The 26,297-nt window shown below is 41.0% G+C and carries 17 protein-coding genes; 10 read left to right on the top strand and 7 right to left on the bottom strand.

From position 1 onward, the window contains the following. Positions 1-32 precede the first annotated feature (32 nt). From J2W55_RS16570 to J2W55_RS16550, 5 genes are all read right to left on the bottom strand, one after another. Entirely contained in the window at positions 33-1,586 is a 1,554-nt protein-coding gene (locus J2W55_RS16570; protein WP_310097968.1) for an FG-GAP-like repeat-containing protein, read from the bottom strand. 32 nt (positions 1,587-1,618) lie between these two features. Continuing rightward, positions 1,619-2,953 (bottom strand): vanadium-dependent haloperoxidase, encoded by a 1,335-nt coding sequence (locus J2W55_RS16565; protein ID WP_310097965.1) that lies wholly within the window; start codon positions 2,951-2,953, stop codon positions 1,619-1,621. After that, positions 2,953-6,228, bottom strand: coding sequence for a VCBS repeat-containing protein (locus J2W55_RS16560; RefSeq protein ID WP_310097961.1), 3,276 nt, complete (start codon positions 6,226-6,228; stop codon positions 2,953-2,955). The genes J2W55_RS16565 and J2W55_RS16560 overlap by 1 nt, the downstream gene beginning before the upstream one ends. 190 nt (positions 6,229-6,418) lie before the next feature. Beyond that, positions 6,419-8,008, bottom strand: a complete 1,590-nt coding sequence (locus J2W55_RS16555; protein ID WP_310097956.1) for a SusD/RagB family nutrient-binding outer membrane lipoprotein — start codon at positions 8,006-8,008, stop codon at positions 6,419-6,421. Between the two features lie 5 nt (positions 8,009-8,013). Further along, positions 8,014-11,211 (bottom strand): SusC/RagA family TonB-linked outer membrane protein, encoded by a 3,198-nt coding sequence (locus tag J2W55_RS16550; protein WP_310097953.1) that lies wholly within the window; start codon positions 11,209-11,211, stop codon positions 8,014-8,016. An 811-nt stretch (positions 11,212-12,022) separates the two neighbouring features. On the opposite strand from J2W55_RS16550, the gene J2W55_RS16545 reads away from it, so the two are divergent. Continuing rightward, a complete protein-coding gene (locus J2W55_RS16545) occupies positions 12,023-12,670 on the top strand; it encodes a redoxin domain-containing protein (RefSeq protein WP_310097950.1) in 648 nt (215 codons plus the stop codon). Between the two features lie 111 nt (positions 12,671-12,781). On the opposite strand, the gene J2W55_RS16540 is transcribed toward J2W55_RS16545, so the two are convergent. Together J2W55_RS16540 and J2W55_RS16535 are read right to left on the bottom strand one after the other, a co-directional pair. Beyond that, positions 12,782-14,332 (bottom strand): alpha-N-arabinofuranosidase, encoded by a 1,551-nt coding sequence (locus tag J2W55_RS16540; protein ID WP_310097947.1) that lies wholly within the window; start codon positions 14,330-14,332, stop codon positions 12,782-12,784. Positions 14,333-14,482: 150 nt separating this feature from the next. Then, positions 14,483-15,064 (bottom strand): TlpA family protein disulfide reductase, encoded by a 582-nt coding sequence (locus J2W55_RS16535; RefSeq protein ID WP_310097945.1) that lies wholly within the window; start codon positions 15,062-15,064, stop codon positions 14,483-14,485. 148 nt (positions 15,065-15,212) lie between these two features. On the opposite strand from J2W55_RS16535, the gene J2W55_RS16530 reads away from it, so the two are divergent. The 9 genes from J2W55_RS16530 (at position 15,213) to J2W55_RS16490 (ending at position 26,210) form a co-directional block, all read left to right on the top strand. Continuing rightward, complete coding sequence (locus J2W55_RS16530) at positions 15,213-15,764, top strand: hypothetical protein (RefSeq protein ID WP_310097943.1); 552 nt, start codon at positions 15,213-15,215, stop codon at positions 15,762-15,764. 253 nt (positions 15,765-16,017) lie between these two features. Continuing rightward, positions 16,018-16,953, top strand: coding sequence for a hypothetical protein (locus J2W55_RS16525; RefSeq protein WP_310097941.1), 936 nt, complete (start codon positions 16,018-16,020; stop codon positions 16,951-16,953). Between the two features lie 27 nt (positions 16,954-16,980). After that, entirely contained in the window at positions 16,981-18,537 is a 1,557-nt protein-coding gene (locus J2W55_RS16520; RefSeq protein ID WP_310097938.1) for a vanadium-dependent haloperoxidase, read from the top strand. Positions 18,538-18,563: 26 nt separating this feature from the next. Next, entirely contained in the window at positions 18,564-19,379 is an 816-nt protein-coding gene (locus J2W55_RS16515; RefSeq protein WP_310097935.1) for a hypothetical protein, read from the top strand. 106 nt (positions 19,380-19,485) lie between these two features. Then, positions 19,486-20,574 carry a hypothetical protein gene (locus J2W55_RS16510; RefSeq protein WP_310097932.1) on the top strand — a complete coding sequence of 363 codons (1,089 nt, stop codon included), beginning with the start codon at positions 19,486-19,488 and terminating at the stop codon, positions 20,572-20,574. Between the two features lie 92 nt (positions 20,575-20,666). Continuing rightward, complete coding sequence (locus tag J2W55_RS16505) at positions 20,667-21,137, top strand: RidA family protein (RefSeq protein ID WP_310097929.1); 471 nt, start codon at positions 20,667-20,669, stop codon at positions 21,135-21,137. A 57-nt stretch (positions 21,138-21,194) separates the two neighbouring features. After that, positions 21,195-22,307 carry a D-TA family PLP-dependent enzyme gene (locus J2W55_RS16500; RefSeq protein WP_310097925.1) on the top strand — a complete coding sequence of 371 codons (1,113 nt, stop codon included), beginning with the start codon at positions 21,195-21,197 and terminating at the stop codon, positions 22,305-22,307. 1 nt (position 22,308) lies between these two features. Beyond that, a complete protein-coding gene (locus tag J2W55_RS16495; protein WP_310097922.1) occupies positions 22,309-23,379 on the top strand; it encodes a dipeptidase in 1,071 nt (356 codons plus the stop codon). A gap of 233 nt (positions 23,380-23,612) precedes the next feature. Beyond that, a complete protein-coding gene (locus tag J2W55_RS16490; protein ID WP_310097919.1) occupies positions 23,613-26,210 on the top strand; it encodes an MGH1-like glycoside hydrolase domain-containing protein in 2,598 nt (865 codons plus the stop codon). Positions 26,211-26,297: the final 87 nt, after the last annotated feature.

Genomic DNA, 26,297 nt, shown 5'->3' with positions numbered 1-26,297 from the left:
TGTACAAAGCAATGACGCTTTTTTTTTAATAATTATTTCTTAGGCTGATAAAGCTGGTTCATGAAAATACTCAAACCATATTTGGCCGATCTCCATTTCTGATCCAGTTCTGCCGGGACGGCGCCGGGGCTTTGGGCAAAGTTGCCCGTTATAATATCCAGATCGCCGTCACCATCAATATCAGCCGTCTCTAAGGTTAATGTTTTTATAGGGACGTCGCTCTTTAAGATGTATGACTTAAAGCTGAATTTGCTCTTATCTATATTCTCCAGGTAAACAAAAGATTCATCAGCCAGTTTATCAAACGCCGGAAAAAAGGCTGTAGCTGCAAAATCAATATCTCCGTCCTTGTCAAAATCATCCGCCAATACACGCGTTACACCATACATCGGGTAAAAGAAAGTTTCTTTAAAAATATTATTACCCTGGTTAATATGAAGCCGGATGCCGTGATAGGCTTTCAATATATTGGAGTAATCGGCATTATCGCCATGTACGGTTACAATATCAACAAGGCCATCCTTATTGTAGTCAACCAGGGCCATATCAGTAGTGCCATAGTCCGGTGGAAAGCGTAAGACCCGTTTGGCGCTAAATTTCAGTTTATCTTTCTGATAAAAGATCCATACACTTTCATCACCCTGCGAAAACATGGCTATAATATCCTTTTTACCGTCACCATCCATATCTTTTATATAGCACTTAATTGCCCCGGCAAGGGGTAATAAAACCTGTTCAACGTATTTGCCCGCTTTATTCTTTTTAAATAGCGACAGCGACCCCGTTTTGTTTCCAAAGTTGCAAACTACAATCTCCGGTACACCATCATTATCCAGGTCCTCTATTTCCGTATGCACCGGTCGATGCAGGTCGGTTATTAAGGACGAGCTAAGGCTATCTTTTAATTGCGCGTATGACCCTGTACTCAATTCTGTAGGAAACAACTTCCCGATCTCTGTAAAATAGGTGTCGCCTTTATAAAAGTTAAAATCAACCACCGGGCTGTTGCTATTGATAACTTTAGTTACCCCTTTGCCATACTGCCAGTTATACACTTTTTTATAAAAATCGCCTATCCAGAGCGTATTAGTATTGGCATTATATTCCAGGCCGGTAATCAGTGAGGGAACTTTGTCAGCTATCTGGATGTCCTGGCGTTCAAATTGCTTTAAAGAAGCATTGCGTATTAATCGTTTTTTATCAAATACAACACTGTCTGGAGCGTTACTGAGAATGTAGTTCACAATTTTACCATATTCTTCATTAGTCAAAACAGGCTCATCAGGAATAATGTTATTCTTTTTCACCACGGCCCGTTCCTCATCGCTCAATCCCCGCAAAGGGTCATAGTTAGGGTAGATAATACCCATACGACTGGCCATAATAGGCAATACGTGATTTTGCCATATCTCCCTGGTTAAACCGGCCGGATCAGGCGCCATATGACAGTTGGTACAATATCTAATAAAAAGAGCTTTACCATCATCGTCATTAATCCGGAGTTGTTTTTTTTCGGTAAAAGAGTTTAAGCAAATAATGGCTGTTAAAACAAAAAGACCTGCTAAAATTAATGTTCTTAAATTCATAGTAAGCTAACGGTTTAGCTAAAGGTATGCTATTAATTTTGCCGGGTTATTTTTGCCGCTTTTAATTTTTCGATAATTTTTGAAGCAATCAGCCGCCCCTGTTTATTGCCAAAAACTATAGCGTCGTTAAAGTGGATGCCTCCATAAAAACGGGATATAGATGCCTCTTCTGCGGCCGCTGTAAATGATTTAAAGCTTCGTGGCCCAACACCATACGGAACTTCAGAATCATCTGTATAAGCGAATTTATCGCCCAGCAGATAGGTTAAAACTCCTGCCGATGCATTGGAAAGTACCGCATGGCCACTGGGATATTCAGGGAATGGTGGCGTTTGTAAATACGGTACCCAGGTAATATCAATATACTTGTTAATATAGGTTTCGGGCCGTATCCCATTGCTGCGGTATTTTTCGTCCCAGCAACTAATGAAGGCATCCATTTGTGTAATAGCTACCAATGTTAATACTGTGACTGATCTGTCAAAATTCAGATCAGCTTTTTTTACGGCAATACCCGCAATATTCATCCAGTGACCGCCCGGGCTGATCTTTTTAAACCCGATCATCATATGCCCCGATGTTGTTACCGCAAACGGATTGCAATCCCAAAAGTTGGCGATAGTTACCTGTTCCATAGGCGGATTTTTAGAAACCCTATAAACCTCGTACGCTTGCTTATAAAACTCACTTGTACTGTCTGTACTGAAAGGGGTCGGCCTTACCGGTACAAACTCGTTTGACGAATCTATAAGCATTGGTCTAATGGTTTTCCAGTTAGGTTCAACGGCTTCCATATAAGTAGGAGGGGTTGGATACCAATTTTTACCGCCTTTTAATGGAGTATACCTTAACCTGCCGCTTAATTTGTTGTAATTATCACCTTTAGAATATTTGATCACTTTGGCTGTCATTTCAAGTGCAGCAGCTACTGATTGTTTGATGATTTCATCACTAATCTTATTGGTTTTTAGTAACGCGAGATATTTATCCTGGTTCTCCTGCAGCATAAAGCCCGAAGGCAGCATTTGTTTGCCGGTTTCAAGCATACAATATATGGCGGCTATCCGGTAGTTATATTTGCTTTTTTCTATACTGATCTGGTTATCATCTTTATAGCTTTTAATGAACGCGGACAATGGAATAACATCCTTATTATTTAAAGAAATAAGATTATATGCACCCAGCATTATATAACTATAATAGCGTGATGCAGCCGGTGGATTTACCACGTCGTGTATCATTACCGCAGAAACAGCATTGATGGCCTTATCAAGCTGTAAATATTCAGGTAACGGCTTTTTATCCTTTTGCGCGTAACAATTTGTACTGCATAGTGCCAGCAAAAAAATGAATATTGATTTTATCATTAGTTCTCTTTATAAAATTGTAGTGCCTGACCAGATACGCCGATCAGCAAATACTTTTCGCTGTTGATTTTTATTTCTGTGCCTGATTTTACGTCGCCCGCAACCGACAACCCCGATGCTGATTGCATTTGATATGTGAAACCGCCTTTGCCGTTACCGGTTAGTAAACAACCATAGTTGGCATCAAAGCTTCCCAATTTTAAGCGGTTATCTGAGTGGTTACCTAACAGTAACAGGTCGGTTTTACCATCATGATTAAAATCAGTAGCTATTATTTGGGTTATCAGGGAAAACTGAGCCTCAAGCGGCAGCTGTGCTTTTGTGAATTTTCCGTTCCTGTTTAAAAAACAACTGGTTTGCACATCATTAACGTTTAATTTGGTAGCCTTGGTCAACTCATCCTCACTAAAAATGTCTTTCATAGTAGCATCACAGTATGCTTGGTATGAGCTGAATTTTTTACGCATAGAATATATCTGATCGTTCAACTCATCGCGGCTTACAAACGGATAGCTTACACCTTGTATATAAAAGTTAAAAAATGGATCAACAGAGCCATTGCCATCAAAATCGGCATAGTACATCTCCGCCGGTTCAGCATCAGTAGCATGTATCTGTGTATTTGAACCCAGGTTGCCGGCTATAATATCGGGCTTACCGTCACCATCTATATCAGCAATGGTTAAGGTATTCCAAAAACCATTTTCCTGATGATCAAAATATTTGGCCGTTTGATCAGTAAAGCCATTCGCTGTATTAATATAAACCATAATTGGCATAAATTCACCGCAAATAACCAGGTCCTTACGACCATCATTATTTAAATCGGCCCATTGTGCATCTTTTACCATGCCGCATGCAGAAAAAGGAACATCTGTAATTATAAAGTGTCCATCACCAGTATTGGTCAGCAGGTAACTTTTAGGTGTTGCCGGATATTGGCCGGGGATAACATTTGAGCCCACAAATACATCAATTTTGCCATCCTTATTATAATCGCACGGACGGATGCATGATTTACTGTCGGTATTAAGTACCGGAAGTGACGTTGTTGACAAGGTGAAATTACCTTTGCCATCGTTAAAATATAGCTTATCCTGCAAGTCTGAGCTGCCGGGTTCCAATAACGAGTAACCTCCTTTGGCTATGTACAGGTCCTGGAACCCATCTCCATTAGCGTCAAAGAAAGCCGCGGCTGAGGTGTTTTCATGGTTAAGGTCAGCTATCTCTGTTGGAGTAAAGGTGCCGCCTGGGCGCTGGATATACACCTTTCCGGGTGTGCTTTGATCGCCACCAATAAAAAGATCTTCCAGGCCATCGTTATTTACATCGCCTTTGGCCATCACCGGGCCGGTTTTTGAGCTCATAAAAAGCATCAGCGATTGACGCTTAAAATCGTTTATGGTAGTTTCAGTATGTTTATGTTCAATGATAGGCTTTACTTTGGCAAATACAGGTTTAGATCCGTCTTTAAAAGGTTTATAAGCAGCCAGACCGGTTTGATGAGTAATGTTTAAACGGTCGTTGATCTTGACATTGGTTAATAATTGTGTAGTTTGGTCCGGCCATATCACCCGGACTGAATCAATTTTGCTTTGCTCACCCAGCCCGAAGTTTAAAACGGTTGACACACATGACAGGTACCCCCGGTTTGGGTTAACCTCCTGGTATTGATTTTTTTTATCGCTATAAACATAAACCTTGGAGCCTATTGCATTTACATTTGCCCCGGGTTGTTTTAAACTCACGGCTACATAATTTTTTTTAGCGGTTTCCATAGTCATATTTTGATAAATGGAAGCCTCGCTGTTAATGTTATTGGTAACCAGGTCAAGATCACCATCGTTATCCAGATCTGCATAGATGGCTCCGCTGGATATGCCTGGTTTGTTTATACCCCAATCTTGTTTTTTATCAGTAAAAGTTAAATCATGGTTGTTTTTGAAAATATAGTTGGATAGCGTGGTTGATGGCATGGCCTTAACCAGATCCATCAATAAATATGGTTCGCGGTCCATAGCCTTTTTAAGCTTATAATCGCCCCAGTAACGTAAAAAGTCTTTATTGGTATAATCTCTAAAATAACCGTTTGATATGAAAATGTCCTTATAACCATCGTTATCAAAGTCGGCCATAAGCGGGCACCAGCTCCAATCAGTATTGGATACGCCAGCTAATTGAGCAATCTCGCTGAAAGTGCCGTCGCCATTATTTAATTGCAGCATATTGCGCATATACTGTTTATATAGATCCTGCTGCAGCATCAGTTCAAATGATTCGTAATTTTCCTGCAGCTGCAAAAGTTTTTGTCTTCGGTTATCGGGCGGCAGCATGTCCAGGGATAGGATGTCGGCCAGGCCATCATTATTTATATCGGCAATATCAACACCCATTGAAAATTGCGAAAGATGCCTTAAGCTTTGTTTGCTTTTGTCAGTAAATGTTCCATCCCCGTTATTAATGTACATGTAGTCGGGCTCGTTATAATCATTCGTAACATAAATATCCTGCAAACCATCCTTATTAATATCTGCAACTGCTACACCCAATCCAAAGGTGAGGGGATTTTGTATAATGCCGGCCTTTTGTGAAACGTCAACAAAATGACCGTTTTGATTTTCAAAAAGTTTATTGCTGGCCAGTTGATCGGTTTCTTTTTTGTTTTGAGCAAATTCAAGATTGCTTATCTTTTTAACATTATGGTTCAGCAGAAACATGTCAAGTTTCCCATCATTGTTATAGTCAAAAAAAACAGCCTGGGTGCTGTAGCCGGCATCGTCTAAGCCATACTCCTTAGCCTGTTCAATAAATTTATTGCCGCCTTTATTAATAAACAACTGGTTGCGGCGTTTACTGTTATCGCCCAAACCCGAATAGCAAACGTAAATATCCAATAAGCCGTCGCCGTTCACATCGGCCATGGTAACTCCTGTTTTCCAATCACCTGGTCTCCCGGATAATTCTGCACCGCAATCTTTAGTAATATCTTTAAATTTTAAATTGCCCAGGTTGAGGTATAATTTATTCTGACCCAAATTGCTGGTGAAAAACAAATCTTCGAGGCCGTCATTATTGATATCGCCTACGGCAACACCGCCGCCGTTATATAAATATTCGTACGATAACACGTTTAAATTTTCGCTTTCAACCAGATCATTCCTGAATTTTATGCTGGTTTCTTCGGAGGGGAGTAATTTAAAAAGTGGTTGCTGGGCCCTAATGGGCAAACCTGAAATACATAAAAAGAGTATAGTGCTCCATTTATTTATTAACAACCTTTTAAAAAGGCGGGTAAATGGGAGGGAACAACACATTAATTAGAGGATTATGTTTAGTGTACCAAGTATAAAAATAAGTAATTGATTTGCAATTACAGCCAATTGGCGTACCTATTTTTAGCGTAAAAATTAAAAAACAAGGCTATGAAGTCATAGCCTTGTTTTTTAGAAGAATTATATAGGGGTATTATTTATCCCACCACACCTTCGCAATGAAGGTATCTCCACCTGAAAGTCTGGCAACAGCAGCCGCATAATTTGCAGCGTTTGTTGATGGTAACCCAAGCGGATAAGGAATCCTTCTTGGAATAGTTGTGGCAAATTGATTTGGATAGTTTACTTTGGTTAAAACCGGATATCCTGATCTTCTCCAGTTAGCCCAGGTTTCATTGAAGTTAAATGTTGCTGATGTATGAACAAAATACTCCATATTGATCTGTTGTAAAGCTGTACCAGCTATCAAAGGGTGAGCAGCAACAAAAGTAGCTATGCTTGCCGCAGGTACAGATGTTGTACCAAACTGAGCCAGCGTTTGTAAATCAGCTGTAAGTGCGTTTGCATAATGCGTAGCTGCTGTACCGGTACTCCAGCCTCTTGTGGCCGCTTCGGCAAATAAAAGCTCGCTTTCTCCGTAAGTCATCAGGAAGTTATAACGGTTACGATCGTCATAAACTGCAAACTGAGGGCGGGAGTATTTACCAACCGGAGCGTCGGCATCGCCTGTAACAGCTGGATTAGCAGGGCTTGTGCCCGGATAACCAGGGGCATTTGCGATGTCAGTGGCACCGCCTTTAAGGTCATAGCCATTTGGCATACCTACTTGCAGGCTTGCTGTATTAACACCAACTACCTGGGTTTCATTAGCCTTTTTTCCGGTGCCGGTTGAAATTTCAGCAATAGCACTAATGCGAGGGTCGGCCGTTAACTTCATATAATCTATCAAGGTTTTTGACCACCTTACTTCCCTGAAATCATCAGTCACTAATAATGCAGCAGCGTCACTGTTACCATTCCCGTTTGTATTGTCGGCTTTTACTTTTGCATTGTCCTCTATAGAGGACATAGCTCCGCCTGCGTATGCTTTTTCAGCATATTTTTGCGCAGTAGCGGGGTCAACTTTAGTTAAACGCATAGCTGCTCTAAGCATCAGCGAATAACCTAATTTCTTCCATTTGGAGACATCTCCAGAATAAAAAAGATCAGAAGAAGGCCCGGCTTTCGATACGTCCAAAGCAGCGGTTGCTGCTTCCAGTTGGCTAAGCATAGAAGTGTAGATACTTTGTTGGGTATCAAAAACAGGTGCAACTATTCCATCTTTCGCTTGACCTTCCTGTGAAAAAGGTATATCGCCATAAGCATCAGTAATGCGCTGCAATATCATCATCCTCAAAATAGTGCCGCAATTATCCAGGTTACTAAAAGCTGCATTGCCTTTGATAACATTCTTCATCTCATCAATCAAAGTAGATGAACCATAGCTGGTGTTCCATGTTCTTGAAAAATAATCGCGTCCGCTGCCCGCATAAATATACTTATCGCCATTGCCGTAGTAATCATAAGTAGAAGCTAATGACTGCGACCACATACTTTGAAATAATAATTGATCGTACCCGGAATTTGAAAATTTAATTTGAGCCTGGGCCATCAAAAAGGGAGCGCTAATTAAAGTTGGGGCTACTTTGGTAGGGTCCGTATTTATCTGTTCGAAATTCTTAGTACAACCCGCTATAAAGGTGGCACCTATAAGCAGGCAACTATATATCAGTTGTTTTTTCATCTCTGTTATTTTTTAAATTTAAAGTTAACATTTAACCCATATGTCCTGACAGGAGGCACGCTTGTACCTTCGATACCCGCATAATTCACACCCGGAGCAAAATTTGATTCAGGGTCAATGTTGTCGGTGTGTTTCATGATTGTCCAAAGGTTTCTACCTACTAATGAAACTGTAATAGAGTTGAACGGACTGTTACCCAAAATACTTTTAGGGATGCTATAACCAAATGAAACCTGGCGCAGTTTAATAAAGCTACCATCTAAAACATTTAGCGCAGAAACATTGCGTGCCAAAGTTTGATAATATGTTTCGGCCGGCACGTTAACAGCATTTTTTGCACCACTTTCGGTTACACCAACACCAACTACACCGGTTTCACGGCCCTCAAGGGTCATTTTATTTAAACCACGGAAAATACTGTAATAATTGGTTGCTGATAATACCTTGTTACCAAAACGGTAATCAACCAGGAAACCCAGGTTAAAGTTTTTATAGGTAAAATCGTTATTAAAGCCACCGTAAAATTTAGGTACTACGCTTCCCATAGGTATACGTGCGGTAGTTTCGGCATTACCTGTAGCGTCAAATATAATATTACCACTGGCATCACGTTTATAATCGTTAGCCATAATTTGCGGACCAGGCAGGTCTTTAACAAAAGCAGTAGTTGCATTTAACGGACGGTAGGTACCTAAGCCCAAGTTTGCACCTTCAAGATCAGTTTCTAATATCTTGTTGTTAATGTAGGTAAAATTAAAAGATGGCGACCAGGAAAAAGTATTGGTTCTTACCGGTGTGCCGTGTATTTCAACTTCTATACCTTTATTACTAACGGATGCTGAAGAAACATAATAGTTGGTATACCCGGCTGCCCAGTCAGAAGTAGCATTAACTATCTCATTTTTAGTTTTCCTGTCAAAATAAGCGATATCGAATCCTAAACGGTCGTTGAAAAACTTTAGTTCAGTACCAATTTCAAACTCGGTTAAGGTATATGGCTTTAGCTTAGTGTTTGCCAATTGAGAAGAAAAGGTGGCTGCAGGGACACCATTAATTGAATTGGCTACACTATAATACACCTGGTTTGTAAATGCAGCTGCAGCACTACTTGTTTTTGCATATGAAAGGCGCAGCTTTCCAAAATCAAGACCATTGATATGAGTAAGATCAGAGAATATGAAACTTGCAGAAACAGAAGGGGTGAAAAATCCGGGACCTAATGCTTTTGATATACTGCTATAATAATCATAGCGTCCGGATGTACTTAAAATCAAAAAGTTCTTTACAGCAAAATCAGCAGTGTAATAGGCTGAGTTAACCTGTAGTCTTTTAGGATCATCGTCTAAAGTACCAGAATCAGATCCAATGTTTCCGCTAAGTCTTTGTGCTCCGTTTGAAAGGTCATAGAAGTAAGGAAGGATAAGATTGTTGGCATTGATATAAATACCGTCATAATTGCTTTTGCGAATATTACCACCTACAGACATATCTAGGTTAAGGAAATCCTTGATCAGATCGTGCTTGGCACCTAATAATACGTCAGCGTTAAACTCGGTTGTTTGTGTCTGTTGTATTTTTAAATTGCCATTGCTACCGCTCACATACGCTGTTCCGGTTGGTTCTACTCTAAAACGCTTGTCATGAATGTTGTCATAACCAATTCGGCCTTGCACGTATGCCCAGGGTGTAACGCTATATCTGGCCGATATAGATGATATTAAGCGCTCGCGGTTTGAGTTGGTTACAAAATTATAAGCTGCAAAATAAGGATTGGTTACATATATATCATTTGTAAACGATTGTTCAGAACCATCGGCTTTTGTACCCGGTGCTAACGTGCTTTGTGATTGGTTTGGTGCCAAAAATTGTACGTTGTTGGGGTTACCTGGTCCATCACTTAAACCCGAGCGGTTTTTTTCATTATCCAATATATAGTTGGCAACCAGGTTTATATCCAGGTTTTTTATTACGGTTTGCGAACCGTTAAAGTTAAAGGTTTTCCTGTTCAGTCCGCTGTTTGGTGTAATGGCGTGATTATTCATATCTGATAATGACAAGCGGAAAGCGCCGGTTTCATTACCACCAGTTAAAGAAACGGTGTTGGTAAAGGTATTTCCTGTTTTGTAAAATTTGGTATAATCGTCGCTGGTTTTTGAATATGGATGGTTTTTGCCATCAACCTGAATTACCGATGAACCATCAAGTTTTGGGCCCCATGCCAGGCTGCCTGTGCTTAGCGCTGCGGCAAGGTTGGCCGGTTTAACACCAAATTCACCTTGTCCGTATTGGGTTTGGAAATCAGTATTGTCATAAATTTTATCCATCTGGTAATTACTATTGTACTCAACACCAAAGCCTGAATTTTTTTTACCCGATTTGGTAGTGATCAAAATAACACCTCCTGTAGCACGTGTACCATAAAGTGCAGATGCTGACTGACCTTTTAATACGGTCATGGTCTCGATATCATCCGGGTTGATGTTGGCAATACCATCACCATAGTCTGCACCGCCCCATTCGCCTGATTGACCTCTTTGAGTATTATCCATCGGCACCCCATTGATTACAAACAATGGCCCCTGTGTACTGCTGGTACTTGTAACACCACGTAATAATATACGCGCAGATGAACCCGCTCCTCCATTGGTTCCACTAATACTTAAACCAGCCACACGGCCAGTTAATGAATAGGCTACATTTGATTCTTTTGCTTTATCAAGCAGGTCGCCTTTAACGGTTGTTAAAGCATAACCAACCTTTTTCGATTCCTTTTTAATACCTAATGCTGTAACTACAACCTCGGTAAGATTTGTATTTGCAGTAAGCGTAATAGTTAAAGAAGTTTTATTACCCACGGGCACCTCTTTGGTAGCAAAGCCGATGTAGCTAACTATTAATACGGTTTTACTGTCGCCGTCTATTGAAAAGACACCGCTGGCATCTGTTTGTGTACCTGTTGTTGTACCTTTTATTCTGATGCTTACGCCTACAAGTGGTTCGCCTTTTTCATCAACCACCTTACCGGTAATTTTTGCGATACTGATATGCGTATTAATGTTTAGACCGCTCTTTACTTTAGGGGCCGCGTTGGCTGTTGTTTGTATATTTATGAGAACAATACCTGCAAGGGCTAATTTACACAACGGCAGGGATTTGGCTATCCATGGCTTGTGTAAACCCATTGGGTGTTTGAAAAATTTCATATTTTATTGAATTTAAAGGGAATTAATTACAAAGTGCTGTTAACAGTACCTGCATTTATAAACATTCAAAAATCATTTGGGAAGGACTGCAATCCCCGCCGGGTGATTGTGCCTTAAGAGAGTAAGTAAGCGTTTTGTTACATAGGCCTTAATTTTTCGGTTTAATCAATTAATTAATATGCGTTTGTGTTAAATTCACACTTAATTGACGGGAATAGATCGCGCGGCATTAGGGTGATTTGAATGGAGGACAATTAAATTTTAACTATTGCCTACAAACCCATGAAAAATATTTTGAAATTTTGATTTATCAGTATTATCAACTGTTTTTTGTGAATCTGACAGTTATTAATCTGTATAATCTTAGTAGTGGTTGAGTAATATTAATAATTGGCTGATTATTAATAACTTCCTTTTCTGGCATGATCATTAAAAAAATATTTATAAAAAATATACTAAATATATAGACATTATAGTATATTTGATCTTTATAACATTCAAAACACATGTTGAACGGCAAATTATACCTTAATAAGCGCATCTTTTTAAATCATAATGATTATAGAAAGATGATGGTCATGTGTTGCTGTTGCTAAGCTTATCACGCTGCAATTCTTAATACCTCAATTTTACTGATCTCATTATTTAACATATTTTTCATGAACTTTTATCTGGTAAACAAAATGAATGTATCTGCAAATAGCCGGTTATTTTCTGATTACCACATGATTTACGGATTATGTAGTTGTTGCAAGTGAAAACAATCATAGCATCATAAAAATTAATCCGTTAAAATACTTATTCAATTCAAATGTTAACTACTACAAATAATAAATACCCGTTTTTTGACCTGCTGGAAATTGTTGCTGAAACAGATCTTCCATTTAAACCATACCGACCGTTAAAACCTGTTCAATCGGGAAATTTTGTGCCCGATTTTAAATTATATAATGATTATAGCCGCTGGCAGCAGTTTTTTAACGGTTCAGAAACACATGGCCCGGTTTCTTTAAGACACCTGTTAAACAAGCCGCTGGTAATCGCTTTCTATTCGCACCATTGGCGCGAGCAAGGTCTTACTTTGTTAAAACAACTTAATAATATTCATAATGAAATTAAAGCCAGCGGTGGTAATCTGTTAATTGTTAGTGATGAACGTACTGACGAATTAGAAAAGAAAGCCTGGGAACACAGCTTTACCCTCAATTTTTATCATGATCAAGAGAAAGAGGTTGCCCGGATATTCAGGATATTTTCTGATGATGACCCGGTTTGGAACCGGTTTTCTGGGATCGATGTAAATGTGCCTTTGCTTGCAACGTATGTTATTGACCCGTCAAAACAGGTTATTTATAATCATATTGATCTGGACTTTTTGGGGACCTTTTCAGCTCGCGACATTGTTTCTTCAGTTTATGAATCAGCGCTCATTGCGGGTAATAGCAAAAAATCCGCCTGATCTTCATTTCATTAGCAACCATAAAACAATGTTGGCTTGGTATTAAAAGTAAAGCCTGTTTGATCAGCGTCAAACAGGCTTACTTATTTATAATAGAAGTTTAAATAAATTTTAATTCAATTCCAGTGTTACAACTGATTTGGCGGGCAATGTAACTACCAGGTTGTCACCATCTTTTTTAGCTCCTGTAAAGTTGCTTAGGTGTATTTTATTAGGCTCTTTAAAAGTATTAATATTGGTAACGTTGGCAGATGTTAATACCTCACCGGTTACGGTTGTCCATTTAATATCCTTAAAACCGGTAGTAATGGTTATAGGGTTATGAATATCAAGGTTAACCAGCGAAATATGCACTTTTCCTGCTGCATCTTGTGAAGCAGAAGCGTTTACCGCGGGTATTTTTCTGCCATCAACTTCGTAATCAGGCGCATCTAACTTTATTGGCAGGTACTTGGCATCCTGGTGAACTTTGTACATATCAAATATATGATAGGTAGGGGTAAGTATCATTTTTTCCTTATCGGTTAAAATAAGTGCCTGCAATACGTTGATGGTTTGTGCGAGTGCAGCCATCTTAACACGGTCGCTATGGTTATTGAAAATATTCAGGGTAGTTCCCGCGATCAGCGCATCACGTAAACTGTTTTGCTGATACAAAAAGCCAGGATTGGTACCCGGTTCAGGATCTGTCCAAACTCCCCACTCATCTACTACCAAAGCCACATGCTTTTCAGGATCATATTTATCCATGATAGCCGAATGCTTGCTAACCAATTCTTCCATCTTAAGGCAGTTCACCATGGTGTTAAAATATTCTTTTTCGCTAAATGCAACTGCCGAGCCTTTTTTGCCCCAGTTACCCGTTGGTATGGTATAGTAATGCAGGGATAAGCCATACATCATGTTCAGTGGTATGTTTTTCATACATACTTCGGTCCAGTTATAATCATCAGAGTTAGGTCCACTGGCTATCTTTTTAAGCTTTGCACCGGGATAATCTTTAGCGAACGAAGCATAACGTCTGAACAGATCAGCGTAATATTCCGGTTTCATATTGCCGCCGCAGCCCCAGCTCTCATTCCCAACACCCCAAAAGCTTACCTTGTAAGGTTCAGGATGACCATTTTTTACCCTTTCCTGTACTACCGTACTGGTGCTGTTTGAGTTTAAGTATTCTATCCATTTTGACATTTCATCAACCGTGCCGCTACCAACATTACCTGCTATATAAGGCTCGCATTTTAGCAAACTGCAAAGTTCAAGAAACTCATGAGTGCCAAAGCTATTATCTTCTGTTATACCGCCCCAGTTGGTATTAACCATACGCGGCCGCTGCGAAGCCTGGCCAATGCCGTCGCGCCAGTGGTATTCATCGGCAAAGCAACCGCCCGGCCAGCGCAGGTTGGGGATCTTTATTTTTGTAAGGGCGTCAACAATATCAAGCCTTATCCTGTTCTGCTTTTTTACCGGCAAACTTTTATCAACCCAAAAGCCGCCGTATATGCCGTGGCCCAGGTGTTCTGCAAACTGCCCGTAAATGTGTTTGCTGATAGTTGTTTTTGAGTCGCCGCTAATTGTAAGCGAACCTGTTTGACTAAAGCCCGACGCCGAAACAAGGCAGAGGACAGAAGTACACAGGGTAATGAGTGTTTTCTTTTTCATTGAATTTTAGGTTCTGATTTGGAGACGTAAAGAAAAGAAAAAAAATTAATAAGTGTAAAAATAACAACAATTAATTAGCGCAAATTAGCTTATAATGCAATGTTTTATTTCGTGTACTGTTGACAGTTAATTAATATAAAGCAAAAGCTCTCATTCATTAATTAGTTTATTTAAGTAGTTAGAAAAATTACTTGAGTTATAATCAGCTGCGCCGGTATGCCGAAACACCAACTCACCACGCTTGTTGAAAACCAGGGTAGTAGGAATAGAGCCGTCCATAATATAATCAGGTACCTGGCTGGTTAAATTGAATACCGGCAGATCATAGTGGTGCTTTTGCATAAACTCTTCAGCTTTTATATGATCGTTATCAACATCAGCAACTATAAATACGAGGTTTGGGTCGTTTTTAAATTGTGCATACAATTGATTAACAGAAGGCATTTCTGCAATACAGGGAGGGCACCAGGTAGCCCAAAAGTTTACAAATACTATCTTGCCGTTTAAATCAGCAGTATTAAGAAGCTGTCCTCCGGCATTCCTGAAACTAATGTTAAAAGGATCGGCTATTGGTTTCTTTGAAACCTGGGCAGGTATGTCGGGCTGAAAAAAGCCAATGCTCATCAATCCTCTTATTAATAAACTTTTGGCGGTTGGATTAATAAGCATCACCAGAACTATAACCATTATTAAAACATACAAAACATTACCGGTGGTAATTTTCCCTTTCATGATACAAAGCTATGTTACAATCTAATCTAAAATCTTTTATTGAGCTGTGATTAGTAAAATAAAAGTAAATGTTACTTTTTATTTGTTTTATACAACTCAATATATATATTTACCTCAAAATTATACCCTTATTAATTATCCCTTTTTGGTGAAAAAGCTAATTGCTATACTATTATTGAATGTACATCTGTTCAACCTGGGTGGATACAATTTGGTATTTAAGTATTTAATTCACCAGTCAGAAGTTCAGATAGTTAAGCAGATATATGAAAATAAGGTAGATTCCACAAAGCTTGTCGAAATAAAACTTCCCGTAAATTTGCCTAATATTCATAACTGGAGTGATTATGTAGTTGACCACGGGCAGCTTCAATTAAAGGGAGTTTATTATAATTATTTGCGATACAAGGTTACGCGCGATACCATGTCATTTATTTGCATTGCCAATAGCGTAAAAACCCGCCTGGTTACAGCAAACCTAATCATTGCTAAAGAGTTTAGCGATGTCCCTTTAAATAAAAAAGGGCATGAGACCCCTCTGAAAAAAGTCAATTTTACAGGGGAGTACAGTTTTCAAACAATTCAATATCAGTTTTTAGCGTTTTCAACAACGCTAAAAACTAAAATGAACCCTATATCCTACCATTTGAATTCTCCGTTCATTGAATCTCCCGGTAAGCCTCCAAATGCTTCCTGCTAATTATTAACCTGTAAGTTATGATGTTGAATTTTCTGTAGGCTTTGAATTAGAGCCACAGCGTAATTTAATTGTCGGTTAAGCAAGCGTATAGCTTATTTGTGAGCACACCGCGCTATGCCACCCAACGTGATTTACGGCTTGATCTTTTTAATGCTGATAATTATCAAAAACCGTTTATTAAATGGTTCAGATAATTACCCATCAGCCTGTTTGTAATTGTTTTTTATGGCTAACCCCAGTTTTTTTAATGTAAATGATGAAAATTTTACCGTTGTATTTTTACAAATGCTGTATTGTTATGGCCTTTTGCCTTACTTTAACGCAATTTGCCCAGGCACAAACCGAGGCCGACGCACTCATGATCCCAAAAAATTATTTTTGTGCAGCAGCTGTGTACAGCCACAGCAGCTGGGATCACTACTGGGAAGGGACATTTAAACGTGACAACCCTAACCTGGGTACTGTAAGTACCAATACGTACAGCTTAGGCGGCAACTATGGGCTTTCAAACCGTATCAATTTGTTGTTTATGGTTCCTTATGTAAAAACCAACGCTTCTGCCGGGACTTTAAGGGGCGAGCAAAACTTTCAGGACCTGAGTGCAGCTATAAAGTGGATGGCTGTTAAAGAAGAACTGGGTAAAGGATTGTTCAGCTTTCACGCTATTTTATCCGGCTCTGTTCCTCTGAGTAATTACCAGGCTGACTATCTGCCTTTATCAATTGGTTTGCATAGCAAAAATGTAGCCCTGCGCGGATTGCTGAATTATCAAACGGGCAGGTTCTTTGTGGCTGGTGCCGGTCAATATATTCGCCGCAGCAATATCACTATCGACAGGAACTCATATTATACTACCGAAATGCATTATACCAATGAGGTTAAAATGCCTAATGTTACCAACTTTTTTGTAAGCTCAGGTTACCGCAGTTTAAAATTTAATGCCGAAGCTGTACTTACCAAAGTTACCACACTTGGCGGTTTTGATATCCGGAAGAATGATATGCCTTTCCCAAGTAATAAAATGAACGCTACCCTTGCCGGCGTAATATTAAAATATAGTTTTCAATCTATCAGCGGATTGGAGTTTACAGCAGGCGGCAATTATGTTTTAAAAGGCAGGAATGTGGGGCAGACCAGAACTTTTTACGGAGGCGTGTATTACGTTTTTAGCACCAAAAAAGAAAAATAAGCAGGTAACTATTTAATGATAATTAAGATGAAAAAAACATTACTTTATATAATTCCAACCATCTTTTTGGGCGTGGGTATTTTGGCCTCCTCATGTAAAAAAGACATTGTGGAACGAACCTCTTTATATCCTGCACTTACTCCCGGTAACCTTGATCTGAATGCCGATACCTGGAAGCCTGTGCTGATATCTGATTTTAATACATTAAGTGTAGCCGCACCTGATGCTACCACCTCGCCGGCGTATGCAGCTGATATTAATGAAATTAAGGCTCTTCAGCGTAATTTAACGGATGACCAAAAGGCATCAATAAAATATTGGAGCGCGGGATCGGTGTTAAGGTGGAATGAGATATTACGCCAACTTGTAGCAAAACATAACGTACCGCCATATCAAAACGCTGATGGTACATATCCTGCGCCAAATTCGGCCAATCCTTTCAATTATCCCGAATTTCCGTTTTCAAACCCGCCATATGCTGCCCGTGCCTATGCCTATGTAAGCGCAGCTCAATATGACGCCCTGGTTGCAGCATGGCATTTTAAAAACATGTACAAGCGTGCCGCCCCTTATAAAAACGATCCGGCTATCAAAGCATTGGTTCCGGTATCAGAATTACCGTCATACCCAAGTGAGGACGCTGTAGCTGCAGGCGCTGCTGTTGAAATAATGAAGCTGTTATTCCCCACCGAAATCTCTTTTATTCAGCAAAAAGCTGATGAAGAAAAACTTTACAGGATAATGGCTGGCGCAAATACCCGGGCCGAGCTGAATGCCGGCGAATCATTAGGCAAGCAGGTTGCAGCTTTATTTGCCGCCCGCGCCCGTACCGACCGTGCCGGTAAAGCCATTGGTAGTCCTGATATATGGAAGAGTTTTGAAACCATCGCTGCCGCTAAAGGTGAGAAATTTTGGATAAGCCTTGAAACGCCTAAAAGGCCACCCATGCTGCCGCTGTTTTCAAAAGTTATACCATTTTTATTCGACACGCTCACGGTGGCAGCTATCAGGCCGGCCCCGCCTTATTTAACCAATTCACCAGAGTTTAAAAAAGAAGCCGAAGAAGTGCTTGGATTTAGTAAGAACAGGACCCGCGATCATGAAGAACTGGTGGCCTTTTGGGCTGATGGCGTTGGAACATACACACCTACCGGCCACTGGAATGCTATTGCAGCTGATGAATTTGTGAAGCAAAATTATAGCGAAGTGCGTTGGGCCCGTAACTTTGCAATATTGAACATGGCCGAAATGGATGCCGCCATAGTTTGTTGGGATACTAAGTATTTTTACTTTAACCAGCGTCCGTCGCAGGCTAACCCGGAAATTAAAACTTTAACAGGGGTACCAAATTTTCCGGCATATACATCGGGGCACTCAAATTTTAGCGGTGCGGCTGCTACGGTGCTAACTTACCTGCTTCCTGACAGAGGCACAAAATTTACTGATCTGGCGCATAATGCGGCAATGTCACGATTATATGGTGCAATACATTACCGCAGTGATTGCGAAGTTGGTTTAGTAACGGGTAATAAAGTTGGCCAGTATGCAGTGCAAAGGGCTAAAACAGATGGGGCAGATAAATAGAGAAGCAGCGTATTAAATAGAATAAAATGTTACGTATAACAACCGACCAAAAGATCTATTTCGCACTAAGACTTGCTTGTGCTATGTGTTTTATAGGGCATGGCGCGTTTGGTATCATCACCAAGCAAATTTGGTGTAATTATTTTGCCGTAATGGGTATTGGGCAAAATGAGGCTTATAGGTTAATGCCAGTAGTAGGCATTGTTGATATTTTGATGGGCATATCTATGTTGGTTTACCCAACCCGTATTATTGCCGCCTGGTTGGTAATATGGGGGCTAATTACCGCTTCTTTCCGTCCCATATCAGGCGAGCCATTTGCAGAATTAATTGAACGTGCCGGTAATTTTGGTGCCCCATTTGTGCTTTTATTAGTACAAGGCGGATTTAAAATACCTATTAAACAATGGTTTGTCCGTATGAATGACAACCCGGCTATCAGTGCGTCTGCTTTAAAAACAATTATAAATTGCTTGAGGGTGTTTTCGTTTTTGCTGTTGGCAGGGCATGGTTGCCTTAACTTTATGGAAAAGGTAAGTCTTGTTAATCAATATCGTTCAATGGGTTTTCATGATCCTGGAAAAACAGCACAAATAGTTGGGGTATTTGAAATAATGGCCGCTCTTTTGGTATTGATGCGACCGTTTAAAAATCTACTGCTGGTGTTCATCATCTGGAAAATTACGAGTGAATTGTTTTATCCTCATTATGAAGTTTTTGAGTGGATAGAAAGGGGAGGGAGTTATGGTGTGTTGCTGGCTTTATGGTTCGCAGTAAAAAAAGTGCCGTCTGGTTTTATGATATCCCCATTTAAAAATACAAATAAACTGAGAGTTAGTTGATTAATATAAAAATCCTGCATGAGATCGGGTGAAAGTCAGGCTGAAAAATGCCTGACTTTATTAAATCATTGTCTTTAACCAATTAAAAAATAATCTAAAAAATAACATGAAACTTACTTTTAAAATTTTTTTCGCAATAATTCTTTCCTCATTATTTATCTATACCAACGTAAATGCCCAGGGATGCGTGGCTATTAAAAGCAACGGCCCGCTAAGTAATATGGAGCACCCTATGCAGGATTCCAGCAGTAAGGGCTGGGAACTTACCATCGGGTACCGCTATTTCAAGTCGTTCCGCCATTTTAAAGGCTCAACCGAGCAGAAACAACGCCTGGTTATTGGTAACGAAGTGATAAATCATCAAAGCACTATTGACTTAGGTATAACCAAAATCTTCAATCAATACTGGTCGGTATCTGTTGGGGTACCTTACCTTATCAATACCCGTTCATCATTATATGAACATGGCGGCAAAGAAAGGCACAGCTCTTATTCGCATGGTATAGGCGATATGCGTATAGTTGCCAACAAATGGTTATTTAACAGCCACACCGCTACCAAAGGCAATATACAGGTAGGGCTTGGTGTTAAGCTGCCTACAGGTAACGATAACTACATGTCTAAATTTTATAATGTAACACCAGAGATGCGCCCGGTTGACCAATCAATACAGTTAGGAGACGGAGGCGTGGGTATAATTGCCGAAGCAAACGGATTTTTAAACTTTACCAGCAGGTTTAGTGGATACACCAACTTGTATTACATGGCTAACCCCCGTAACACCAATGGCACCCGCACTTATCGCGAAGTGCTGAGCGCAGCATTGGCAAATGAAGCCATATCAAGTGTACCAGATCAGTATCTGGCCAGATTGGGTGTAAACTATACCTTTGACGGTGCTTTAAGCGCACTTACCCTATCAGCAGGTGGAAGAATAGAAGGTATCCCGGTACATGACCTTATCGGCAAAAGCAACGCATTTCGTCGTCCGGGATATATCATATCTGCCGAGCCATCAATAAACTACAGCTTAAAAAGGGTGAACATTTTTGCCAATGTTCCTATCGCCTTAAAACGTAATCGTACTCAAAGTGTAACTGATAAAGAAAACAGCGTTAGAACAGGTACTTACGTTATAGGTGATGCTGCTTTTGCAGATTATTCTATAAATATTGGCGCATCTTTTAAATTTTAGTAGCATACTATATAGTTGATTAATTGGAGCCGGGAGTGAGATCCCCGGCTTTTTTGTTGTTATTTATTGGTTAATCTTTATAATTTTATCGCATGAACACTCCCGAAGAAAACTTTGCAGCGTTGGGTTTAAGCCTGCCGCCCGCACCAAAACCACTTGGCGTATATAAGCCATGTTTAGTTGATGGCAAATACCTGTACCTGTCTGGTCATGGAACTGTGCAAGACGACGGTACGTTGATTATTGGCCGCATTGGTGATACCATTTCACAGGAAGATGGCAAGCTGGCTGCACGGCAGGTAGGCCTGGCTATGCTGGCCACTATTAAAGCCAATATTGGCAGCCTAAATAAAGTAAAGCGGGTAATTAAAGTATTAGGCATGGTTAACTGCACGCCCGATTTTGAAAAACATCCTTTCATTATTAACGGTGCCAGCGAACTTTTTGCAAAAGTATGGGGCGAAGAAAATGGTATTGGCGTACGCAGTGCCGTAGGCATGGGTTCATTACCTGATAATATCCCTGTGGAGATAGAGGCTTTATTTGAATTGGCCGGAGAGTAGTTTTAAGAGTTTGAGTTCTTAAATAATCCAAACCCGTTACCAATCAATCCATCACTCATGACTCAAAACTGGTACTCGATAGATGATGCACATCGGCTGGATACACCGGCCCTGGTAGTTTATCCGGATAGGGTTAAAGCGAATATTGATCTGCTTAAAACCATGATCGATGATGTGGCCCGTTTACGCCCGCATGTAAAAACCTATAAAAATAAGGAAGTTACCTTATTGCTGCTTGATGCAGGTATCCATAAATTCAAATGTGCTACCATTGCCGAAGCCGAACTGCTGGCAACTTGTAAGGCGCCTGATGTACTGCTGGCCTATCAACCCGTTGGCCCCAAGTTACATAGGTTTATTAAATTGATACATGCTTATCCGGATACAAAGTTCTCATGCCTGGTTGACAATGCCGCCGCGGCTAAAGAAATATCTGATGCAGCCAGGGGGTATAAAATAATTATCAATGTATACCTTGACCTCAATGTAGGTATGAATCGTACCGGTATAGCCGCCGGTTTTGAAGCACTTCAGTTGTACATGGATTGTGCCGTATTAGGCGGACTAAATCCTATGGGCCTGCATGCTTATGACGGGCACATTCATGATGTGGATATCCAAACACGCACTGAACGGTGCGAGGCCGCTTTTGAGCCGGTATTGAGGCTGCAGCAGGATATCAGGCAAAGGGGGTATCCCGAACCCGTTATTGTTGCAGGCGGATCGCCAACTTTTCCTATACATGCTAAAAGGAAAGATGTGGAATGCAGTCCCGGAACTTTTGTTTATTGGGATAAAGGTTACCAGTTGGGTATGCCTGAGCAACCCTTTTTACCGGCCGCCCTTGTAATAACGAGGGTAATATCATTACCGGCCGCAAATAAAATATGTTTGGATGTGGGGCATAAATCAGTATCAGCCGAGAATGAGCTAAGCAAGCGAATATACTTTTTAAACGCTCCTGAGCTTAAACCGATTGGCCAAAGCGAAGAGCATTTAGTGGTTGAGGCAGGCAACGATCATGCTTATCATATAGGCGATATATTGTATGGCCTGCCACATCATATATGCCCTACTGTAGCTTTATATGAACGGGTATATATAATTGAAAATAACGAACTTAAAGGTGAGTGGCTTAATACAGCCCGCGACCGGAAAATAACTATCTGATATGTTTATAATTGACGCCCATTTAGATTTAAGCATGAATGCGCTTGAATGGAACCGTGACCTTACCCGTCCACTTGATGAAATTAACCGGCGGGAAGAAGGTTTGTCGGATAAGCCTGATCGCGCCAAAGCTGTGGTTTCATTGCCTGAATTACGCAAAGGTAATATCGGCCTGGTAGTAGCAACACAAATAGGGCGTTATGTTGCACCTGACAATCCATTACCAGGCTGGCACTCGCCCGCGCAGGCATGGGCCCAAACCCAGGGTCAGGTTGCGTGGTATAAGGCCATGGAGGATGCCGGCGAAATGGTACAGGTAAATGATCTGCAATCATTGGAAAAACATGTCGAATTTTGGAATAACGGACAATCCACAGAAAATAAACCCATTGGTTATATCCTGAGCTTAGAGGGTGCCGATTCAATTATAACTGTACAGCACCTCGAACGTGCATACAACTATGGTTTACGCGCGGTTGGCCCCGCCCATTACGGCCCCGGCAGATATGCGCAAGGTACTGATGCAACTGGTTATATGGGCCCGAAAGGGCATGCGTTGCTGAAAGAAATGGAACGCCTTAACATTATTCTGGATGCTACTCATTTATGCGATGATAGTTTTTGGGAAGCCCTTGATCATTTTAACGGCCACGTTTGGGCCAGTCATAATAATTGCCGCGCACTCGTAAACCATAACCGTCAGTACAGCGACGATATGATCAAAGCCTTGATCAGCCGCGGGGCGGTGATCGGTGCTGCCCTTGATGCCTGGATGATGGTACCCGGATGGGTAAGGGGGCAATCAACTCCAAAAGGGATGAATTGCAACCTGGAAGTAATGGTTGATCATATTGACCACATTTGCCAGATAGCGGGCAACGCCCTACACGTAGGTATGGGATCAGACCTTGACGGAGCCTTCGGCCGGGAACAATGCCCTTATGACCTGGAAACCATAGCCGATCTGCAAAAAGTGCCCTCTCTACTTAAAAAACGCGGCTACACTGATGCCGACATTGACAATATGATGCACGGCAACTGGCTTAGGTTTTTAAGAAAAGCCTGGGCTTAAAAAATTGTTATTCCGGGTTTAAAAATTGGCCTCTAATATTCGCTATTAATGCCAGGTCTTTTGCAATGTCCTCATGGGAGTTTTTAAAAAGCTGTGGTTTTCCGAGGCGTCGCCGCATTTTCTATTCTTCATAATGGTGTAAAACAAACCAATACTGTATGTTAAATTGCCTTAAATAAACCTACTTTGCAAACACTTGTTAAGAATAAGTTTATCGGTGAAGGATTTTTGTTATGAATGCAGAACAATCAAGGTTAAAAGATACGGGCTGGAAAAAATGGGGACCTTATGTGAGCGATCGCCAGTGGGGTACCGTACGCGAAGATTATAGTGCCAATGGCGATGCCTGGGGCTTTATAACCCATGAAATGGCCCGCAGTAAAGCCTACAGGTGGGGCGAAGAGGGTATTGCCGGTATTAGCGACAGGCAACAGATCCTGTGTTTTGCCCTTGCGTTATGGAACAAAAAAGATCCTATTATCAAGGAACGCTATTTTGGCCTCAGCAATCCCGAAGGAAACCACGGCGAGGATGTAAAGGAGCTATATTATTACCTGGACAGCACACCCACGCATTCGTACATGAAAATGCTGTATAAATATCCGCAGCAGGAATTTCCTTACCAGTGGCTTCTCACCGAAAATAAACGCCGCACGCGTAACGACCCTGAATTTGAATTGCTTGATACCGGCATATTTGATAATGACGCTTACTTTGATGTTTTTACTGAATACGCTAAAAGCGCGCAGGATGACATTTTGATCAAAATAACTATACACAACCGCGGCGATAATGATGCCTCGCTTAATGTAATGCCCACATTATGGTTCCGTAACACCTGGAGCTGGGGCTATAATGATTATAAACCGTATATGACAGCCAGCGGGCACGGCAAGATCGAGGTGTACCATAAGGATCTTGATCAGCTATGGTTGCATACGGAAGGGGCCAATAACCTGTTATTTTGCGATAATGAAACGGATAGTCGCCGTTTGTATAATTATGACGATGGTGTAAAATATTGCAAAAACGGCATTAATGACCATATAGTTCATGGTGCAGATACGGTTAACCCTCGCAATACCGGTACCAAAGCGGCTGTTAACTATGATATTACTGTGGCCGCGAAACAAAGTGTAACCATACGTTTACGCCTGTCGCCCGATGCTAATTACGGTTTTGAAGACTTTGACCAGATATTTAGCGCCCGCATAACCGAGGCTGACCAGTTTTATGCCGACGTATACAGCAGCAAAAATGACGCTGACCGTTGCCTGATTCAGCGGCAGGCTTTTGCCGGTATGTTATGGAACAAACAATTTTATTACTCAGATATCCGTCATTGGCTCAATGGCGATCCGGCGCAGCCCCAACCTCCGGATCAGCGAAAAAATGCCCGTAACAGTAAATGGCAGCACTTGAACACCAGAGATATCATTTCTATGCCCGATAAGTGGGAGTACCCCTGGTTTGCTGCCTGGGACCTTGCTTTTCATTGCCTGCCGCTGGCCCGTGTTGATATGGCTTTCGCCAAAAATCAATTGATATTATTAACCCGCGATTGGTATATGCACCCTAACGGGCAGCTGCCAGCTTACGAGTGGGATTTTAGCGATGGTAACCCGCCGGTACATGCTATGGTAGTATGGAGTGTTTATCAAACCGATAAGGAAGCCAATAATGGTATCGGCGATACCTATTTTCTGGAAAGGATATTTCATAAGCTGATGCTTAATTTTACATGGTGGGTAAACCGTAAGGATGAATCCGGCAACAACGTTTTTGAAGGTGGATTTTTAGGCCTGGATAACATTGGCGTTTTTGACAGGAACATGCATCTGCCTATGGGTCAGCACCTGGAACAGGCCGATGGCACCAGTTGGATGGCTATGTATTCGCTAAATCTGCTGCGCATAGCTACCGAACTGGCTGAGAAAAACAAAGCTTATGCCGATATAGCATCCAAATTTTTTGAGCATTTTATATATATAGTTGGGGCGATGTCAAACCTGGGCGAAAATAACGAAGGCCTTTGGGATGATGAAGATGGTTTTTTTTACGACCAGATCCGCTTTCCGGATGATGGCTCAATAAAAATGAAGGTGCGCAGTATTGTGGGGCTGATCCCCCTGTTTGCTACTGAAGTACTCAATGAAACAGATATAACCGACAGCCCTATATTTCGCGACCGGATGAAGTGGTTTGCGGAGAACAGGCCCGATCTGGCTTCTCTTGTTTCGCGTTGGAACGAAAAGAGTATTAACGGTAAACATCTCATTAGTTTACTAAGGGGCTTTCGCATGAAATCACTGTTGAGATATATGCTTGACGAAAATGAGTTTTTAAGTGATCATGGCATTCGCTCCCTGTCAAAATATCATTTAGAACATCCATATCATGTGGCGGTGAATGGTGTTGAATTTGGAATTGCTTATACGCCGGCCGAAAGCGATAGTGGCTTATTTGGCGGCAACAGTAATTGGCGCGGCCCCATCTGGATGCCTATAAACTATCTCATCATTGATAGTCTGCACCGTTTTTATGAATACTATGGTGATGATTTTAAGGTTGAATGCCCAACAGGATCAGGTAACTATATGAACCTGAAAGAAGTTGCCAACGAGCTTTACCGCCGGGTATCAACATTGTTTTTACGCGATGCCAATGGCCACCGGCCAGTGTTTGGCAACAATCAAAAATTGCAAACAGACCCCAATTTTAAAGACTATATACTCTTTTACGAATTTTTTGACGGCGATAACGGCCGGGGTGCAGGAGCGTCGCACCAAACCGGGTGGACGGGCCTTATAGCTAACTGTTTATATGCGTAATTGATTATAAAACCATGCGGTAAATTCGCATTTTGATTCTTTTAAGGATATACCTGATAACTAAAAATGTGTCCCTGAATTCTACTG

Origin of the sequence: Mucilaginibacter pocheonensis, from assembly GCF_031456535.1 — a bacterium.
In the GTDB taxonomy this organism is placed as follows: Bacteria; Bacteroidota; Bacteroidia; order Sphingobacteriales; family Sphingobacteriaceae; genus Mucilaginibacter; species Mucilaginibacter pocheonensis.
The sequence above is the reverse complement of the archived record's forward strand: the minus strand, read 5'-3'. Positions and strand labels throughout refer to the sequence as shown.

Coding starts and splice junctions, on each gene's coding strand:
- J2W55_RS16570 (WP_310097968.1), bottom strand. CDS start 1,586: ATGAATTTAAGAACATTAATTTTAGCAGGTCTTTTTGTTTTAACAGCC.
- J2W55_RS16565 (WP_310097965.1), bottom strand. CDS start 2,953: ATGATAAAATCAATATTCATTTTTTTGCTGGCACTATGCAGTACAAAT.
- J2W55_RS16555 (WP_310097956.1), bottom strand. CDS start 8,008: ATGAAAAAACAACTGATATATAGTTGCCTGCTTATAGGTGCCACCTTT.
- J2W55_RS16550 (WP_310097953.1), bottom strand. CDS start 11,211: ATGAAATTTTTCAAACACCCAATGGGTTTACACAAGCCATGGATAGCC.
- J2W55_RS16545 (WP_310097950.1), top strand. CDS start 12,023: ATGTTAACTACTACAAATAATAAATACCCGTTTTTTGACCTGCTGGAA.
- J2W55_RS16540 (WP_310097947.1), bottom strand. CDS start 14,332: ATGAAAAAGAAAACACTCATTACCCTGTGTACTTCTGTCCTCTGCCTT.
- J2W55_RS16535 (WP_310097945.1), bottom strand. CDS start 15,064: ATGAAAGGGAAAATTACCACCGGTAATGTTTTGTATGTTTTAATAATG.
- J2W55_RS16525 (WP_310097941.1), top strand. CDS start 16,018: ATGATGAAAATTTTACCGTTGTATTTTTACAAATGCTGTATTGTTATG.
- J2W55_RS16520 (WP_310097938.1), top strand. CDS start 16,981: ATGAAAAAAACATTACTTTATATAATTCCAACCATCTTTTTGGGCGTG.
- J2W55_RS16515 (WP_310097935.1), top strand. CDS start 18,564: ATGTTACGTATAACAACCGACCAAAAGATCTATTTCGCACTAAGACTT.
- J2W55_RS16510 (WP_310097932.1), top strand. CDS start 19,486: ATGAAACTTACTTTTAAAATTTTTTTCGCAATAATTCTTTCCTCATTA.
- J2W55_RS16505 (WP_310097929.1), top strand. CDS start 20,667: ATGAACACTCCCGAAGAAAACTTTGCAGCGTTGGGTTTAAGCCTGCCG.
- J2W55_RS16500 (WP_310097925.1), top strand. CDS start 21,195: ATGACTCAAAACTGGTACTCGATAGATGATGCACATCGGCTGGATACA.
- J2W55_RS16495 (WP_310097922.1), top strand. CDS start 22,309: ATGTTTATAATTGACGCCCATTTAGATTTAAGCATGAATGCGCTTGAA.
- J2W55_RS16490 (WP_310097919.1), top strand. CDS start 23,613: ATGAATGCAGAACAATCAAGGTTAAAAGATACGGGCTGGAAAAAATGG.